The organism is Romboutsia faecis, assembly GCF_014323405.1.
GTDB lineage: Bacteria > Bacillota > Clostridia > Peptostreptococcales > Peptostreptococcaceae > Romboutsia_E > Romboutsia_E faecis.
This window is the reverse complement of sequence record NZ_JACRWE010000001.1, coordinates 334033-353499: the sequence shown is the minus strand read 5'-3', so window position 1 is coordinate 353499 and position 19467 is coordinate 334033. Positions and strand designations below refer to the sequence as shown.

The following is a 19467-nucleotide window of genomic DNA, read 5'->3' as shown; positions in this document are numbered from 1 at the left end:
GAGGGTTTTATATGGATACTATACAAAATTTTATGAATACTATTGAATCTATACAGAATTTTAGTATAACTCATTGGATAGGAGGGCTACTAAAAGAATTATTACAAAGCACAATGTACGTTAGTGCTGAGGTATGTATTATAGCAGGACTTATAGGAGCAATATTATTTATATTCGGTTGGAAGAAATGTAGAAGTGTACCTTTTGTATCTTATGCAATATATTTAATTATTCAAATTATAGGGGGTGTACTTCTTGGTTAAATATAAGTCTATTAAGTTGAGTGAGTATTTTGAGATTAGAAAAGAGAAATATATAACATATCAATTAATACCAACTAAATCGAATAAGAACAATAGTACGGATAATATAGCATCACTAATTAATAAAATGTTTATAAAAGCTGATTCATTAGTAAAAAAGGAAGATAAGAAATTAGTAATTCACACATATCTAAAAGCTAGCTATTATATTCATATCACAAAAGAAGAAGTTCAATTCTTTTTTATAATACCTAAGATACACTCTATGAAGTTTAGAACCAAGTTTAAAGAGACGTGGAAGTATATTAAGATTAAAGAGGTAGACAAAATTCCAATTGATATTAATACTTGTAGCAAATATCAACTAAGTTATACTCAAAATGATGTCCTTAGTCTTAATGTAGATAAGAGAAATAATGATCTCTTGAATGCCAATATGGCTATAGTAGATATATTAGAAAATAATGATGTAGTCGGTATTCTATATAATTTTATTCCAACGGGTGAGCGTGAAAATAATTATTTTAAGAAAGTTTATAAAGATAATATAAATAAGTATAAGGATGGATATACATTAAAGAAAAGTAAATCAATATTAGATTTTGGATCAATAGCACTTAAATTTTTGATAGAATATATTGAAGATTTTTTAGGCAGCATACAAAAGGAAAAAAGAGCAAATAGAGAGATATTTGTTTGTGCTAAGAAAGATATATCAAATAGTACGAAAAGAAAAGCTAATAAATCAATTTGTAAAAGCCAAACTTTAGTGATTTCAAAAAGTAAGGATAAAAAGAAGGAGAAAGATTTAGGTATAAGTTTATGCAACAGTTTTAAGAGTATATCTGAAGATAATGAATTAACATATAAAGAAATTAAGAAAGATATTGATATAATGCGACCTATTATAAATAATGTGTCTATAAATAAAACTACAGTAGAAGAGTGTCAAAGCTTTATATCATTACCAGGACGTGAATTAATTGAACAATATAACATGATAGAACATAATAAAATTATCGATAATCCAGTTCCTAAATGTTTACAAAATGGTGATATGTTTATAGGGTTAGTTAATTATAAGGAACAAGTTTATAAAGCATATTTTAGTATGCATAAAGAATTTCAAAACCTAGAAAGAGTTATGATAGGTTCTAAAGGTAGTGGGAAGTCATATAAGATGATGAAAATTGCTGAGAATGCTATTGGATTAGGTAGAGGAGTAGTAGTAATTGATATAATAGAAGACTGCAAATTATCTCAATCTATAGCTAAAGTAACACCTGAAGATAAGTTAATTAGAATCAGATGTAATAATATAAATGAAATACAATCATTTGTTTATAATGAAATCCCGATTAATGATACAATGTCATCCTATGAAATATTCTCTAATGCGGTAAAAAGAACGCAACAACTACAAGTGTTAATAGATTCTATAAATGATGATAGTACTAAACTATCCTCAAGAATGATTAAATTTTTATTTGCAGCTGGAGCAGTTGTATATTGTGCTAAACATAATGCTACATTATCAGATATATTAGATTGCTTAGAATATCCTGATATAAGACATAACTTTATAGACTTATTAAATAATGAATTATCTGATCTATTATCAAAAAGAATTAAAAAATTATTAGAGTTAGATGATTTAGACACAAAAGGAAAAATAAAAGGTAATAAAGATTCTAAAGTAGAAGGAATACTTGATAGAACAGCATTATTAGACTCAATGTCAAGCCACATGGAATTAGCATTATCTAAATCACCTGATGATAATATTAACTTCGTTGATGCTATAAGAGAGAATAAAGTTATAGTAATAGATATACCTGAACAAGAATTTCCATCTCAAATGCTACGTAATATTATGGCTACATTCTTTTTAAGTAAAGTATGGTTAGCTAAACAAATACTTGCAGCAGAAGATTATCAACCTACAACCGAATTACTATTTGATGAATTTTATAAATGTCCTAATGCTCAGCTATTATTTGAAATAATATTTGCTGAAGCAAGAAAATATAAACTTATATCAACTGTAGCTATACATGCATTAGGTCAATTATCTTCTAAATGTAGAATGACACTCAAAGCTGGTGGAGCATCTTATATGTTATTAGCAGGAGCAGATATTCAAGCATATAGAGAACTTCATACACAATTTGAAAAGTATGGATATGATGAACAAGCATTCCAGGACTTAGAGACATATAGTGCCTTATGTTTAATTAAAAATGAAGAAACTAATTATAGTGCATTTGTTGCTAAACTACCTGCTTAATAGTGGGTAGTTTTTATTTGGTAATTATATGATATAATTATTTAAATAAAAATTAGGTTGGAGGATATAAAGTTGAATAAGAATAATATTGGGAAGGATATTTTATGCTACAGTGTAGAAATATCAAAAGAATGTATAGAATTATATTTAGATAATTTATATGATAGTGAAATTATTAAATCTATTCCAGTTATTAATATAATCACTTCAACACTAGAATTGAAAGAAAGCATAAGTAATTACTTATTTTGTAAGAAGTTAGCATACTTTATATTTAATATTCAAGATATTTCTTATAATAAAAGAGTAAAACTTTATAATAAGATTACTAAAGATGATAAGTATTTTCATGAGAAATTATTTATTGTGTTAGATAAATTTGATGAAGTTAAAAAAGCTGATTACTTAGCTAGGTTATTAAAAGGATATATGAATGAAATTATAGATTATAGTGAATTTAGAAGAATAAGTCTTATACTTACACAGATATATATAGAAGACATAGAGTATCTTGAAAATCATATTACTGATGAGTATGTATATGGGGTAACCGGTAGATCATTATACACTGTTGGATTAGTTATGAATGTAATGTTTCCAGGAGCAATTAATAGTGAAAATGATTATGAAGAAGGGTTTCAATATACAAGTCTTGCGAAAAAAGTATATAAGTGTTTATTTGAATAGAAAAAGTCTAGATTTTGCTTTATCTAAATTAAAACGTAGTACGGCTAGGTCACTCTAACCAATTAACTGGTCGTTCACCAATATCTTAAACAAGTTTAAGAACACTACGTTTATTAATTCACTTGTTAATAGAGTGTATGCAAAAGCATATCAAAAAGGTTACACTTTTACCATAAAATTTTAGTTTTATGTCAAGTTATATTTAATTGTTATGAATAACTAGATTGATTATTTTAATAAATGTAAGAAAAGTATGATTTTATTTAACAATATAAGTAAATATATACAATCATTGTCATTCTTATAGTATAATAAATATTTATAGAGTACACTAAAAATAAAATGTATCAATTGGATGTAATGATGTATTTTATTTTTTATTAAATAAAAATAATAAAGATAGAAGGTAATACTATGAGTAGCGAAAAGTACAAATTCAATAATGGTAAACTAGAAATTAATATTAGGAATAGTTGGAAAACTATTGAATTTACAGGATATGAGTTTCTTGAAGTCATTGGTAAAGGTGCTAATGGTGTAGTAGTAAAGGCTAAACATCAAATAACAGAAAGAATTGATGCAATAAAAATATGGCTCCCTCATAAAAAGTCAAAAAATGGTAAAGTATCTGAAGAACAATATCTAAGAGAAGTAAGAAAGATTTCAAAATTAAAGGATAAGAATATTGTAACTATTTATGATGCAAAAATATTACAGAATGAGGGAGTCTATATGTGTGCAATGGAATATATAGATGGCAAGTCATTAAAAGAATGGATTAAAGATGATCATAATATATCGAATAGAATTAAAATTTGTAAGGAAATATTAAAAACAGTAGAAAACTATCAGAAAGCTGGTATTATTCATGGTGATTTACATGGTGGAAATATTATAATAGATACAGAATTACATATTCATATTATTGATTTTGGAACGAGTTTATTTGGACATGACAATCAATCTAAAGAAAGAGAGTCTAATTTTATATATGATTTAGTGAAAAAAATAATGAAAGATGAATTTAAAACAGAGTTTTTTTCAATTAAAAATTATGATATTTCTTCTGAAATAAAATATAAGGATGATACAAGAAGATATGAACCATTACTTGTTACAAGAACAATGCTACAATTTATTAAGCTAAGAGACATTAAATACCAAACAGTGAAAATGACTGATCGTGATGTTTTAATAGAATACTGTGAAAATATAGCAAAAGGAATATATTTTAATTTGAACAAAGTATATTTAGAACTGCTTTCATGGAGTAATAGAGATTTAGTTAATAAAATTTTTCCAATAGCATTATATAAAAATATTGACATTACAATTTTTAATCCAATTAAAATGGATGATCTTGAAGAATTAGAGTATACAACATTATATATCTACTATGAGATTTTTAAAAATTGTAAAAAACATATTTCAATTAATGATTCTAAAGAACATTATATGGAAACATATCATAGATTTTTATCAGAAGAAGAATATAATGATTACATAAATGATTTATATGAATTTGAATGTAAATCTTATGTTGAGTATAGAAGGCATTTAACTACAATATGTGATGAAGAAAAACTTTATGGAAGAGAAAGAAAAGTAAGAAGCATATTAGCTGATTTAATAGAAAATTATTATGGTAATGAATTTATTTATGTTTTATATGAAATATGGCAAAGGTTAAATGAAATTAGACTTAATGAAAAATTGCATAATGAAATAATGAGTATGCAAGAAACTCAAAAAATAATTTAATCAATATTCTAAACGTAGCAGTAGACAGCTAATTTTAGAAATTGTAATTGAGGAAACTTGGCTAATAAATTCCAATTTGCAGAGTAGATTTACAATAAAATATCGAATTTAAGTAAAATTTTATAATGATGACCACGAAATATTTTGCAGTCATCATTATATTTCTATTTATATAAACCTATATCGTAATTGGCAAATACGGTTAATAATACTAGACCTATAATAGCCGTAATTATACACCAGCTTATAATTATATTCGAAAATATAACCATATAATCACATCAAGTATAGCATTGATCAATAGATTCAAGTAGTATTCTGTAAATTTCTAAGTCGATACAAGGGACTTAGGATTTAAAACAAGTCATTAATAATAATCTGTTTTTTATAAATATGTACTCTGAGAAAGAATGTATTTTAGTTGAATTTAATAATATATTGCAAAATGGAATTTATCAGCCTCATTGCCTAAAAACATACATTTCATATTACTGTATTTTTCTCCTATAGGCTCAATACTCTTTTCTTCATATGATGACTTATAGTTATATATTAAGTCCTGAGTGTATGTGGGTATTGATAGTCTTTTTAAAAAAGGAAAATAGACTAATTTTTTTTCATCAACCAATGGTCTACTGCCGGGAGCATCGCCTAATTGCATGAGTTGACTAAATTTATCGACACAGTTAAACCAGCCTATAACAAAAGCTCTTTTTCCTTTATTCTCTTTTAATTCTTGTTCTAACCAATCAAAGTCAATTTGATACTCCTTCCAATTTTTGCTTGAAGATTTAGTTCCACTTTCAGATTTCCAGTTTTTTAAGTATTTAATTTCTATTTTAAAATCTTTAGATTTTAAATACAAATCATGATTAGATTTGCTTCTGTTTTTATTTCCATCACCAACAGTATAGTGAATATTTTTAAAAGGATCTCCGATTCTAACACATATATCCATCTCATTATATTGTGTATCTGCGATTTCTTTTAGTTCATTTTTTGATAAAGACTTATACATTTCATTAAATTCATCAATCGTAAATAGACAAGTGCTTAATAAATATTTTTCTATACTAGGTGTTTCCATAAAAATTACCTCCAATAATAGTTTTAATTAATACATTTTATTAGCTAATTTAAATTATAAAAATCAATAAAAGATGTTGAATTATCTAAGGCTTATGATTAGAGTTGTTGATTTTATTATTAGATATATTATTATAAAATATTCATCATTTTGTTTATCTGCTAGAAAACTTATTTTTTTGACTTTCTAATAATATTGTCTCAAGTTCATCGGGTGTATACTTACTAAAGCTATGACCTATATTATGGTATCTAGTTTTATTTGGATTATAGCTTAAATTATTTTTGTTAGATGATTTAAAATTATTATTAGAACTATGGTTGTACTTTGGCTCAAAATTGTCTATAATATTATTAGAATTTTGTATATTTGATTTATTAAAGTCCTTGTTACTCGCAATAACAGGGGCTTTTTTCTTTTCTATAAAGTTTTTATCGTTGCTATATATCTCTTTTATATATCCAAAAGTATAATATTCTGGATTAATTTCATTAGCAATTTCTATAGATTTTAATAGTTTATCTGTATTACAAGTAGACACAAATTCTTTTTGCGTATCAGTTAACTTTCTTTTAAGTTTGCACTTAGTTTCTACTATTGTTACATTAATGTTTTTATCTATTGACTCTTCTTGTTTATGATGTTTTTCTACAACTACTGAATAAGTATTATTATTAAGTATTATTATAGAGTCACAGTCTCCAGAGTTACAGTCTGTATCTATGGATTTATCCATGTGCATAGTCTGTGTAATTGGTGTTTTTTCAACGTTTTTATCTACATTCACAGTCTGTGTATCTGGACTATTTCCATTTACAGAAACTATAGTACCCTTCTTTTTAAAACCATTGTTTACAGTTTTATAAACATTTTTCTTTATTTCTTTAGCCTTATTAAACCTATCATCGTCATTTAATTCTGATTCATCTAATAATTCATATTCGTAGTAGAAAGTACCTGTCTCTTCATCTTTCATTTTGTATACTTTTAAGTATCCTAATTCTTGTAATTCTTTCCATGTTCTATCAAATGCAGTTCTACCTTCTTCTGAAATCTCCATTAAGAAACTTTTGTATAAATCAAAATCAGGTATAGTTATGTAACTTTGTATTAAAGAGTAAAGTCCTTTGGCACTAAAAGATAGATATTTGTCCCTAAGTGCATAATTACTAACTTGAGTGAAGTATATTTTTTTCTTTCTAAATTTACCATTATTATTTTTCATTTTTATTATCTCCTTTATTATTTTGTCGGCATTGATAACCAAAATAATAATTTGACGACAATGAAGTTAGACATTTGGTCGTCATAAATGAGATAAATAAACTTATATAAGTCGGTATTTCAAGGGATATTTGTATTTAGGATTATATCAAATCTCCATCAGCAACTATGGAAACTTTAGAGCAAGCTTGTTTTATACATGATCTTAAATTAGAAGAAGTTTTAAATAAATTAAATAGCAAGTAGCATAAAAAAAGATAATTTCTATTTTAGAAATTATCTTTTTTTATGCACATTATAAAAAGTAAACTAGCAATTTATCCTATAGAGATAAAGATGTAAGGCATAATATTATAAGATAAAATGTTTATGAAATGCAGACGCATGCAAGTTTTACTCATTGAAATATTTGAGGGTTGTTAGGATTTTGTATAAAAAATATAGAAATAAAGGCAGTTCTGCTTAAATAATAATAGCTTTATTATTAACGATAATATTATCTATAGTAATGTTATTTATATATTAGATAAAAATAATGATATAAGTTTATGATATAATATGTAATTACGTATAGAAAAATAAGGTGGTATAAAATGAACAATAATTTTAAAGACTTTAATTTAAATAAAGATATATTAAAATCACTTAATAACCTAAACTATAAGAAACCTTCGAGAGTTCAAAGTGAGGTTATACCAAGTTTATTAAAAAAAGAAAATGTAATAGTCAAATCTAAAACAGGAAGTGGTAAGACAGCTAGTTTTGGGATTCCAATTTGTGAAAGTATAGATATAAATGATAATAGTGTACAAGCTTTAATAGTGGCTCCTACTAGAGAGTTAGCACTTCAAATAAAAGAAGAAATATCATTAATAGGTAGGCTTAAGAAAATTAGATGCAGTGCAATATTTGGAAAACAACCTATAAAAGAGCAGATTACAGAGTTAAAGCAAAGGGTACATATAGTAGTAGCTACTCCAGGTAGAATAATCGATCATATAGGTAGAGGTACTATTAAATTAGATAAGATAAAGTTCTTTATTATAGATGAAGCTGACAAGATGTTAAATAAAGGATTTATAGAGGATATGGAAACCATATTAAGCAGACTTCCTAATGAGAGTATAAAAGGTCTTTTTTCAGCAACTATTGATGAAAATATAAGTAGTATATGTAATGAATATATGAGAAACCCAGTCACTATAGAAATAAAAGATACTGAAAAAGAAATATCAAAGAAACAAATTATAGAAAAGTATATAAAAGTAGAAACAGAAAATAGATATGAAATTTTAAAGAAAATAATTTATAGTGAGTGTCCCAATTCATTACTTATTTTTGCTAATACAAAGGATAATGTAATAGATTTATATAACAAAATGAAAAAAGATAAATTTTTAGTTCAACAACTTCATGGTGATATGTCACAAGATAAAAGATTATTTATTATAAAAGATTTTAAAGAAAATAAGTTTAATATTTTAGTAAGTACAGATGTAGCTTCAAGAGGAATTCATGTAGATGATATTTCATTAGTGATAAATTATGAGGTGCCAAGAGATAAAGAAAACTATGTCCATAGGATTGGTAGAACAGGAAGGCAAAATAAATTTGGAAAAGCAATAACTTTAGTAAGTCAAAAAGAAGTAAAATATCTTGAAGAGATAGAATCTTATACAGGATTTAAGCTAAATGAAATAGAAAAAATAGATGAATATAAGATTGAATATGGTAAAATAAAGCTTAAAGAAAATAAAAAAAATTTATTAAAGATAAGAAAAGATAAGAAAGTAGAAAAAGAAATAAATTCGGATGTAACTAGAATTTACTTAAATGCAGGGAAGAAAAAGAAAATAAGAGTTATAGATATTGTAGGTACTATCAGTAATCTAGATGGAATTAATAATGAAGACATAGGAGTAGTAGAAGTAAAAGATTTGTGCTCTTATGTAGATTTATTAAATAATAAAGGCAATACATTCTTAAAAAAATACAGAGAAATAACTATAAAGAAAAAATTAGTTAAAGTTAGAAGAGACAATAAGAGTTAAGTATATAGGAGGAAATAGATGCTTAATAAAAAACAATTTTTAGCTATATATAAGATAAATGAGAATAAATTAGAGGAGTTAAATATAGATTGGCATGATTTAGAAGCTATATACAATGACTTTAATAAATATAGACAAAGTTATGAGACTCAAGCAGAGTTAATAGCAAACATATTAAGAGCGCAACCAAAGGTGCATTCTGTTAAGACTCGTGTTAAAGATGCAAGACATTTAATAGAAAAAGTAATTAGAAAGACTCCTGAAAGAAGAAAAAAATATGGAGAAGATTTTAAATTTACAGTTGATAATTATAAAAATGAAATAACAGACTTATTAGGTATAAGGGTCATTCATATATTTAAAGAGGACTGGGAAGAAATACATGAATTTATAACTAGTATGTGGGATGTTATGGAGATTGTAGCTAATATAAGAGAGGGAGACAATACTAAAGAGTTTGAAGCTAAAGATATTGAGGTATGCTCTAGATTATCAGGCTATAGATCAGTTCATTATTTAGTAGAGTCTTATCCAACAAATAAAAAGCTTATTGCAGAGGTTCAAGTAAGAACTATATTTGAAGAAGGTTATGGTGAAATTGACCATCAACTAAGATACTCTCATGATAATATTCCAGAAATTTTAGGTCAAAACTTAATGCTTTTAAATAGAATAGCAGGAAGTTCAGATGAGATGGCTTCTTTAATTAATGTACTTAGTAAGAGTTTTAAAGAAGTTGAGGTAGAGTTTGAGGATAAGATAAGAGAAAAAGACAAGAAAATAATAGAACTAAAAGATAAGCTAGTAAATAATAATGGTATAACTAATGTAGAAAAAGAAAGTTTAATAAGAGATATTGATGAAATACTTAAAAAAGAGTAAAATAATGGGTGAATTGGAATATTCTAATTCACCCATTATTTTTGAAAGTTTTTAGATAGATATAGAAAGGGAATTTATGCAAAATAATATAGATGTTGTGAAGAAAGCTATAAAAGGAAGTAGAAGAGCGTATTATTCTTTAATAAGAGAGTATACGCCTTATTTGTACAAAATTGCATTCCTTCATACTAAATATGAAGAAGATGCTAATAGAATATTTGAAGAAACTATTTATAATAGCTTCAAAAATATACATAAGTTGAAGCGACCTGATAAATTTAAGATTTGGATAACTAGAATTCTAATTAATGAGATTGATTACTTTCTAGAGTCGATTGGAATGGTAGAACAAGAGCTAGAAATAATAGAAAGTAATATAGATTTATATAAGTGTATAGATATTTTAGAAACTAAGATAAAAAGTGTTATAATTTTAAGATATTATTGCAAATTTAAAGTTGAAGAAATAGGTGAAATTTTAGATTTAAATCAAAGTACAGTGGATACTTATACTAGAAGAGGTTTAAAGGAAATGAAGGAGCTGTTAAAGGAGGAATACGTATGCTAAAAAAAATAGACTTTAACAGTATTGATATTGATAAAAGAACTAAAACTGAAATAGAGGAAGATATTAGATATTTTGATATGAATTTGAATAAGGTAGATAATATACAAATTCCTGACTTGGATAAAATCTCAAAAAAAACTATGAAAAAAGTTGTAAAAGAAAGAAATGAATTTGATAAGGTATTGATAGTGAATATTATAATATTATTTCTTTTAGTGGGGAGTATGGCGTCAGTATACAATCCAGCATTAACTTATAAAGTACCTACTTTGTACAAGTTTTTCACAAATATAAATGAATCTCTTAATATAGACTTTATAGTAAGCCTGCTGAGTCTTGATAAAGTTATACCAAAGGTAGATGTAAATGAATCCGGTAATCTAAAAATAGTAGAAGACACTGGTCTTATAAAAGAAGAATTTGTAAAAGCTCCAAATAATCAAAAAGAAGCTTTAGATTTAATACATTCTTTAGCAAATACCATTATTAAAGCACAGCATAAGTGGGGGAGTACAGAGGTTACCCCGAAGACTATTGAAATTGCTTTAAAAGGTGTAGAATTAATTGATGATGAATATCATAGACTTTATTTAAGAAATGCTCTGAAAAAATGGTCTGAAGGCGATTTTTCAAATGGGGTAGAGCTACATAATTATGTATGGGATAGACTAGATGGAAGTATAGGAATAGCAGAGGAATTAGATGAGTTAATGATAGATAAAATAATAAAAGAACATTTTAAGAGTAAAGAAAATGAAAAAGTAGAAACACCTCAATAGAACTGATGTATTTTTAATTTATAATTGATTTAGTAGTTAAATTATTATATAGAAATTAATTTGTAAAGTAATGTTAATTAATGTTGATATAAAAATTAATTTTTAAAAGGATATTAATTAATTAATAACGAAATTATATAAAATGCTAATATAATATGTAAATTTTTATACTGAATTTAATGAAGTTTAATAAAAAAGTATTATTGGAAATTGTAACTCTCAATAATACTTTTTCTTAATTAAATTATAGTAAATGCATAAAAAGATACTTAAGATTTATAAATAGGGGGCAATTAATGAAAACTTTAGTTATAGGTAATATTTATGTTGATGTTATAGTTAATGTAGATCAGTTGCCAAAGACGGGTGACGATATTGTATGTAAAAAGCAGATTTTAACTGTAGGAGGATGTGCTTATAATGTAGCTACAGTATTAAAAAACTTTAATATAGATCATACATTAATATTTCCATTAGGGAATGGGATATATGGAAATATTATAGAAAAAGAGGTACGAAAAAGTGGATATGAAGTAAATATTAAAGTTGAATCTGGGGACAATGGATATTGCCTATGTTTAGTTGAATCTACAGGTGAGAGAAGTTTCATTACCGTAAAAGGTATAGAAACGGAATATAAAGAATCATGGCTTGATGATATAGACATAGATGAATACAATAATATTTATATATCTGGCTATGAAATGGAAGGTCAAAGTGGAAGGGTTATATCCACATGGTTAAGTAAGTTAGAAAATAAGAATATATTCTTTGGTCCAGGACCTAGAATCAATGAAATAGATAAAGATATTTTAGATAAAATATTAAGATTAAAGCCTATTATGCATATTAATGAGGATGAAGCTTTAAAATTTACTAATAAGAAAAGCATAGTAGAAGCTGCAAGAGCTATAAATAAAATAACTCAAAATACTGTTTTTATAACATTAGGTAAAGATGGTGTTATGTGTGCTAGTAACTGTGAGTATAGATTTATAGATGGATTTGATACAGAAATAGTGAACTCAGTAGGTGCTGGAGACAGCCATATGGGAGCTATTATAGCAGGATACTCAATGGGGTATACTTTGGGGGATTGTTGTTATTTTGCTAATAAAGTAGCCTCTAAGGTTGTAAGTCTTGAAACGAGTAGATTAGAAGAAAAAAATTTTAATATAGAAGATTATAATATACATGAGTATTTAAAAATTGGAATATAACTATAATACTATTGGCTATAATTTAAATAAATGAAGTAGACATTTTTAGAATATTATTTAAATAATTATAATAAAAATTACAAGTAGTTTATTAAAATTATAGGAAGGATATGTTATGAATACTCTATATAATGAAAAATCAAAACATAGATATAAATACATATTAGGTGACTTATTAATATTGATATTTATTTCCTTATACTTTATATTTTTTAGTGAAAGCGCTGAAACATCTAATGATGAAGTAAGGTCTATAATAAGTAAAATAGATAAAGGCTATGATGTAATAGTAACATCAGATAATTATGTTGTAAATGGCAAAACATACTATACTGTGCATTCTAACTTAAAAAATAATAGTGATTACATGGATTATAATAGAGAGTATAGTGATGAATTTATTATTGATTCTAAAAAATATTATAGAGTAAATACAAGTTATACTAAAGTCGGTAATGAAGAAGTCTGGGAATCTAGGTACTGTGTTAGTAAAGAAAATAAAGAAGTATATATCGAATTTAGAGATAATCAAGGCAAACTTATAAATTATTATGACTATAATAATAATCTTGATTATGCATTAAACATAATAAGAAAAACTAATAACTCTAAATTTCAACATATAGATGTAACTATAGAGGACGATATATATACAATCCATTTATATGAGATTGTTAAAAATGATAAGGAGAGTCATACTGCTACTATTGGATGGTATATTTTAGATATAAATACAAGGGAAGTAAAAGATTTGATAAATGATAAAATATTAAATTAATAAACTCACAGAGTATTTACTTAATATAAAATTTAAAGCAGTGCTTTGAGGCATAATTCTAAAAGCTTTGAGGTCTGCTTTTTTATGTACGTTAAATTAATAGAAACATACTTTATTGCAATGAATATATTTTTATTAGATAATATATATTATTATAGAAAATAGTAATTAACTACAAGAATTTAAACTGGAGATAAGTATATGGAAAAGTTATTTTATAAAGATCAATACATAAAAACATTTACTGCTAATATAGTAAATGTAAAAGAAGTAAATGATAAGTATCATGTAGCTTTAGATAAAACTGCATTCTTCCCAGGTGGAGGAGGTCAATTTTGTGATTTAGGAGAAATAGATGGTGAAAAAGTCTTAGAAGTATATGAAGAGAATAAAAAAATATATCACGTATTAGATAATAAAATAGAGAAAAAAAGTGTAGTAGGATCTATAGATTGGGATAGAAGAGAAGATGGAATGCATCAGCACTTTGCTCAACATGTTTTATCAGGTTGCTTTTATACTAAATTTAAGGCAAATACTACAGGATTTCATTTGGGAAGAGATTTTAGTACAGTAGACATACAAGGATATTTAGAAGAAGATCAAATAAGAGAAGTGGAAATATTTGCAAATGAAATAATTAGAGAGAATATACCTCTTACAATATTGACACCAAATAGAGATGAATTAGAAGATATATGGTTAAGAAGAGACCTACCAAATACTGATGAAGATATAAGAGTTGTTAGAATTGGTGAATTAGATACTAATGCTTGTTGTGGTGTACATCCAAAATCTACAGGTGAACTTAGATTAATAAAGATAAAAAGATGGGAAAAGAATAGGCAATCTACAAGAATAGAATTTTTAGCAGGAAAAAGAGCTGTAGATGATATTTTAAGAAGAGATGTATATTTAACTAAAATTTGTAGACATTTTAAATGTAAGGAAGAAGATTCTTTAAAATGTATAGAAAAATTAGAAGATAAAATTGAAGAATCTATTAAATCAAAAAAAAGGTTAGAGAATATAATTTCAAATTATGAAATAAGAGAAATGATTGAAAATGCTATAAAGTGTGGAGATATTTTAATAATAAAAAAGCTATTTAAAAATGAGGATGTTAAATACATAAGTAAAATTGTAAATAAAATTACTGACAATAAGAATACAATAGTTTTAATAGCTGTAGAAAATGGTGAAAGAGTAAATTTAATTTTTTCAAGTTCAGAAAATCTAGATAAAATAAATATGAAAAACTTATTAAATGAAGTACTTCACTTAGTAGAAGGAAGAGGTGGGGGAAATATCCACTTAGCTCAAGGTTCAGGAAAAAATAATGGGAATTTAAAGTTAGCTTTAGAATCAACAGTAAGAAAGATAGAAAATATGATATAAATATTTAAGGAGTATTTAAGTGGGAGAATTATACCTTATATTTGTAGGAACTATTATTGTAAATTTAACCGTAGTGGCATTATTATTCTTAAAAAATGGAAAGTTTGCTAAGGATAATATGTTTATTTATTTTATGTCAATATATACTTTAAATCTAGGCATAACACAATATACATCTGTACCAAGTAATTATATATTTGGAAAAATTTTAGGTATTTTATTTATAATTTTATCTATTATGAGTATGATTTTTAAGAGGAAAAAATTTTTATTAAGTAGAATTTTATTATCTATAACGTTAATAGCGCCTATATATACTTTATACTTGATGTAAGAATAATAGATGGCTTATAATTGACGATATCTTATAAATATGATATTATAATCAACATGTAAATATAATGCTCTGGATATCACTGATAAACAGAGCATTTTTAAATTTAATGAAAGTTTATTTTAAAAAATTATTTAATCTAGACTATAGAGGAAAGTGAGAATGAGCATGAAAAAAGAAATATTCAACGGAGCTAAACTGAAGGTAGCTAGAATATATAGAGGAAAAACTGTAGATCAACTTGCAAAAGAAGTTAATATAAATAAAAAAGATATAATAGCATTTGAAGAAAATAAATATAAACCAACTCCTGAAAATACAATGAAGTTATCGCATAATCTTCAATTTCCAAGAGAGTATTTCTTCAAGAATGAAAATATAAAAGTTACAGTAGAAGGCAGTCATTTTAATCCTCAATCTACAATACCTAGAAATGAAGAAATATCATACAGAGAAAAATTAATAATGACTCATAAGATATATACTTTCATGCAAGGATATATCAAGTTCCCAGAACTTAACTTACCGGATAATTTAAATAGAAATGATGATATAGAAGAGATGGCTATTAAGACTAGACGATATTGGGGATTAGGTGACGGAGCTATAGGAAATATGGTGAGTTTATTAGAAAGTAATGGAGTACTTTTATCTGGAATTAATATAGACAGAAAAGGTGCATCACCATATACGCAAAAACAAAATTTAAATAAAGAATCTTTATACGTAATTGCATTAGGGAATGATAAAAAATCAGCTACAGTAAGAAATTACGATTTAGCATATGAGTTAGCTTATATAATATCAAATGAGCTAAATATACCATCAAAGAGATTTAATGCAGATGAATTTGCGTGTGCATTTTTATTACCGAAAGATGTATTTTTAGAAGGTTTAAGTAATCCTAATGAATTAGATTTTTATGTTGAAATGAAAACAAAGTGGTTAGTTCCTATATCAATTATGATTTTTAGAGCATACACTTTAGGAGCGATAAATTATAAGAAATACAACTTCTTAATGAATGAGATGAATAAAAAAGGATGGCTTAAGAAAGAGCCTTTAGATGATAATATAAAAGGTGTTAGCCCTCAGACGTTAAAAACTGCAGTTGAATTATTATTTGAAAATAATATAATGAGTAAGAATACATTGATGGACAACTTAGCTAATTTTGGAATAAATATGAATCCTACAGATATAGAGATATTAATAGGATTAAAAGAAGGAACTTTAGCATCTAATGTAGCTATTAAGGGAAATCAAGTAAAAAATAATAATAAAAATAATGTAAAAGTTGTTGATTTTAAAAATAAAAAAAGAAGATAAAAATAAAATTAAGGCAGTAATAATTTTTATATTATTACTGCCTTAATTTTATGCAATTATATTAATATTTTATTTAGAGTGAAAAATATTTATAAAATATGATTACCTTGAAATAATAACTTTATAAAGAATGCTAAGGGGTGAAATTTATATAATGACTAAAGTATCAAGGAGAGGATTTTGTGAGGATGATAAAAGATGGTTTTCGAATAAAGAAATTATAAGATTGAAAAAAGCACAAGGGGAGATTAGATATCTTATAGATAGAGACTATAAAATGCCATCAGTTATAACATTTGTAGGAGATAGATATCAATTTTCTATAAGACAAAGAGATGCATTAAAAAGAGCTACTTGTACTAGCGATAAATGTTTATATAGGAAAAATAAAGTTTTAAGTATAGATAAAATTAAAGATGGACCTATATATATAGATGGGTTCAATTTGATAATAACTATTGAAGTAGCATTATCTAAAGGAACTTTAATTTTTTGTGACGATGATAATATTAGAGATATAGCGGGATTAAGAGGGACTTATAAAATTATTGATAAAACTGATGCAGCACTAGATATAATAGGTAAATTCTTAGAATATGTAAAATCAAAAGATGTAGTTATATATCTTGATTCTCCTGTATCAAATTCGGGTAATTTAAAAAGTAAAATAATGAATTATGCAAAAAATTGGAATTTTAATACATATGTTGAACTTGTAAATAATGCAGATGTAATACTAGAAAAATTAGATAGAGTTGTTAGTAGTGATTCTGTAATAATTGATAAGTGTATAAGTTACTTTAATTTAAATAAGAGTATAATAAATCAATATATAAAATCAGCAGAACTTATTAACTTAAGTGAAACTTAAAATAGTATTTTAATTAAGGAAGGTAAAATATGAAATATACATTAGATGAATACATAGATAAAATAAAGTTATTACCAATTAAAAATAAATATACAAAAGAAGAAATTTTAACACAAGATTTTCTTATAGATAAAGATAATTACTTGGAGATTTATTATGCTCCACACAATGAATATATAAATCCTAATGCAAAAATATTCATTGTAGGTATAACACCGGGATTTCAACAAATGAGTACAGCTATAGCTACAGCAAGAGATGGTATTGAACAAGGGAAAAGTGTAGAAGAAATAAAGTATGATTGTAAAGTTGCAGGGAGATTTAGCGGAAGTTTAAGAAAAAATATAATAAATATGTTAGACGAAATAAATCTTAATAAAAGTTTAAATATAAATAGCTGTGATGAATTATTTAAAGAAAGAGATTACTTACTTCATACGACGTCACTGATACCATATTCAGTTTTTTCTAAAGGAAATAATTATACAGGGCATAGTCCAAAGCTAATGAAAAGTGAATTTTTAATGAAATATGTACATGAAAATATTAGAGAAAATATTGAAAAATTAGGATATGTTCTTATTATCCCTCTAGGTAAAGCTGTAGAGGAGGTATTAGATGATTTAGTTAATAAAAATATCATAAAAGAAGAGCAAATACTGCGAGGATTTCCACACCCATCAGGAGCAAATGCTCATAGATTAACACAACTAAGAGACAATAAAGATAATATGATGAAAATAATAGAAAACTATTTAAAGTAAAGTTACTTCATACCAAGAAGAACATTGAATATTTTTATATTTTTTAATAATTCATAAACTGCAAAAGTAAATAAAGCAGAGAATAATATTATTATTAGCATAGCCCAAGTCGTTGATTTAACAATAGGAACTACAAAGAATGCTATTAAAAGAAGAATAGTCTGATGGATTATATAGATAGGAAATGCAGATTTATTTAAATATTTTAAAACTCTACTGTTCTTATTTAAATAAATACTGCTAAATCCAATTATAGAAGAGATAGCAGATATTAAAACTATATTTTTTAATAATCCACAACAACCCACGATAAAATGCTTAATTTTTCTTCTCTTAAAACTAAGGCATAAATAATACCAATAAAACCAGTAAAAATAAAAGCAAATAAAAACTTATATCTATTTTCTTTTATTTTTTCAATAAATATATGATCTTGATAAATGATATATCCTAATATAAAAATTGTTAAACATCCAACTATGCTTTTTCCCATTATAGAAGGGAATATATCAGATGCAAATCCCATTAATAAAAGTATAGGAATACTAAGCTTACTTAGTAGAACCTTTTTTATTAATGGCAGTAAATTAGTACCAATACTAGACTTAAAGATTTTAGAAATTATAATTCCTCCTATTACAGATACTATGAATAGATAAGCTATAAACCATAAGTGGGCAGGAGTAAATCCACCATCAAATCCAGTAAAATCTCCTATATTAGTAAAGAAAAATCTTAAATGTTCAAAATAATTTAAATTTGATTCTCCTCTCCATAGCCTAGCCAAATATGTTTGAGGTGGAATTAAAACTATAATTCCAAATAATATAGGAATTAGTAATCTCTTAATTCTTTCTTGTAAATAATCTTTTAGGCTTCTTTTCTCTAAAGCAAAATATGTAGAAGCACCTGCTAGGAAAAATAACATTGGCATGTACCAAACAAATAACAATAATATAAATATATTAGCAAAAATATTAGTTTGTTCAGATACTATATAAAAGTCACCGAATTGACAAAAAATAGCCGATGTATGATAAATAAAAAGTAATAATATGCTAATATTTCTAATCCAATCTATCTCATACCTTCTCATAAAACCTCCTATGAATTAATAATCAGTGAAAACATCTAAATTTATTTTAACATAGAATTAAATCTAAAAGAAAATATTTTCCTAATGA

General features: G+C 25.3%; 19 protein-coding genes. 15 read left to right on the top strand and 4 right to left on the bottom strand.

Annotated elements, in window-relative coordinates:
- Nucleotides 1-11 precede the first annotated feature (11 nt).
- The 4 genes from H8923_RS01660 (at nt 12) to H8923_RS01645 (ending at nt 4998) form a co-directional block, all read left to right on the top strand.
- Nucleotides 12-263: a hypothetical protein gene (locus tag H8923_RS01660; RefSeq protein WP_153973125.1), complete on the top strand. Its 252-nt coding sequence runs from the start codon at nt 12-14 to the stop codon at nt 261-263.
- Complete coding sequence (locus H8923_RS01655) at nt 256-2550, top strand: type IV secretory system conjugative DNA transfer family protein (protein ID WP_153973124.1); 2295 nt, start codon at nt 256-258, stop codon at nt 2548-2550. The genes H8923_RS01660 and H8923_RS01655 overlap by 8 nt, the downstream gene beginning before the upstream one ends.
- Nucleotides 2551-2622: 72 nt before the next feature.
- The gene (locus H8923_RS01650) at nt 2623-3237 is read left to right on the top strand and encodes a hypothetical protein (RefSeq protein WP_153973123.1); all 615 of its coding nucleotides are present in this window, start codon (nt 2623-2625) and stop codon (nt 3235-3237) included.
- A gap of 414 nt (nt 3238-3651) precedes the next feature.
- A complete protein-coding gene (locus tag H8923_RS01645) occupies nt 3652-4998 on the top strand; it encodes a protein kinase domain-containing protein (RefSeq protein ID WP_153973122.1) in 1347 nt (448 codons plus the stop codon).
- 427 nt (nt 4999-5425) lie between these two features.
- Here the strand turns inward: H8923_RS01645 and H8923_RS01640 are convergent, their stop codons facing one another.
- Both H8923_RS01640 and H8923_RS01635 read right to left on the bottom strand, forming a co-directional pair.
- The gene (locus H8923_RS01640) at nt 5426-6085 is read right to left on the bottom strand and encodes a hypothetical protein (RefSeq protein ID WP_153973121.1); all 660 of its coding nucleotides are present in this window, start codon (nt 6083-6085) and stop codon (nt 5426-5428) included.
- A gap of 154 nt (nt 6086-6239) precedes the next feature.
- Nucleotides 6240-7310, bottom strand: coding sequence for a hypothetical protein (locus H8923_RS01635; RefSeq protein ID WP_187127803.1), 1071 nt, complete (start codon nt 7308-7310; stop codon nt 6240-6242).
- 592 nt (nt 7311-7902) lie between these two features.
- Here H8923_RS01635 and H8923_RS01630 point away from each other — a divergent pair.
- From H8923_RS01630 to H8923_RS01580, 11 genes are all read left to right on the top strand, one after another.
- Nucleotides 7903-9360 carry a DEAD/DEAH box helicase gene (locus tag H8923_RS01630; protein ID WP_153971347.1) on the top strand — a complete coding sequence of 486 codons (1458 nt, stop codon included), beginning with the start codon at nt 7903-7905 and terminating at the stop codon, nt 9358-9360.
- An 18-nt stretch (nt 9361-9378) separates the two neighbouring features.
- Nucleotides 9379-10242, top strand: a complete 864-nt coding sequence (locus H8923_RS01625; protein WP_153971348.1) for a RelA/SpoT domain-containing protein — start codon at nt 9379-9381, stop codon at nt 10240-10242.
- Between the two features lie 76 nt (nt 10243-10318).
- On the top strand, nt 10319-10810 hold the full coding sequence (locus tag H8923_RS01620) for a sigma-70 family RNA polymerase sigma factor (protein ID WP_153971349.1): 492 nt from the start codon (nt 10319-10321) through the stop codon (nt 10808-10810).
- A complete protein-coding gene (locus tag H8923_RS01615; RefSeq protein WP_153971350.1) occupies nt 10804-11589 on the top strand; it encodes a DUF6241 domain-containing protein in 786 nt (261 codons plus the stop codon). The genes H8923_RS01620 and H8923_RS01615 overlap by 7 nt, the downstream gene beginning before the upstream one ends.
- A 296-nt stretch (nt 11590-11885) precedes the next feature.
- A complete protein-coding gene (locus H8923_RS01610; RefSeq protein WP_153971351.1) occupies nt 11886-12809 on the top strand; it encodes a PfkB family carbohydrate kinase in 924 nt (307 codons plus the stop codon).
- Between the two features lie 115 nt (nt 12810-12924).
- Nucleotides 12925-13587, top strand: coding sequence for a hypothetical protein (locus H8923_RS01605; protein ID WP_153971352.1), 663 nt, complete (start codon nt 12925-12927; stop codon nt 13585-13587).
- Nucleotides 13588-13788: 201 nt separating this feature from the next.
- Nucleotides 13789-14985, top strand: coding sequence for an alanyl-tRNA editing protein (locus tag H8923_RS01600; RefSeq protein ID WP_153971353.1), 1197 nt, complete (start codon nt 13789-13791; stop codon nt 14983-14985).
- 19 nt (nt 14986-15004) lie between these two features.
- On the top strand, nt 15005-15319 hold the full coding sequence (locus H8923_RS01595) for a hypothetical protein (RefSeq protein ID WP_153971354.1): 315 nt from the start codon (nt 15005-15007) through the stop codon (nt 15317-15319).
- Nucleotides 15320-15481: 162 nt separating this feature from the next.
- Nucleotides 15482-16648 (top strand): XRE family transcriptional regulator, encoded by a 1167-nt coding sequence (locus H8923_RS01590; RefSeq protein ID WP_330596603.1) that lies wholly within the window; start codon nt 15482-15484, stop codon nt 16646-16648.
- Nucleotides 16649-16802: 154 nt separating this feature from the next.
- Nucleotides 16803-17519 carry a DUF434 domain-containing protein gene (locus tag H8923_RS01585; protein ID WP_153971355.1) on the top strand — a complete coding sequence of 239 codons (717 nt, stop codon included), beginning with the start codon at nt 16803-16805 and terminating at the stop codon, nt 17517-17519.
- Between the two features lie 29 nt (nt 17520-17548).
- Complete coding sequence (locus H8923_RS01580; protein ID WP_153971356.1) at nt 17549-18283, top strand: uracil-DNA glycosylase family protein; 735 nt, start codon at nt 17549-17551, stop codon at nt 18281-18283.
- A 2-nt stretch (nt 18284-18285) separates the two neighbouring features.
- Here H8923_RS01580 and H8923_RS01575 read toward each other — a convergent pair whose 3' ends face one another.
- Together H8923_RS01575 and H8923_RS01570 are read right to left on the bottom strand one after the other, a co-directional pair.
- Nucleotides 18286-18591 (bottom strand): hypothetical protein, encoded by a 306-nt coding sequence (locus H8923_RS01575; RefSeq protein WP_153971357.1) that lies wholly within the window; start codon nt 18589-18591, stop codon nt 18286-18288.
- Nucleotides 18570-19379, bottom strand: a complete 810-nt coding sequence (locus H8923_RS01570; protein ID WP_153971358.1) for an acyltransferase family protein — start codon at nt 19377-19379, stop codon at nt 18570-18572. The genes H8923_RS01575 and H8923_RS01570 overlap by 22 nt, the downstream gene beginning before the upstream one ends.
- Nucleotides 19380-19467 lie beyond the last annotated feature (88 nt).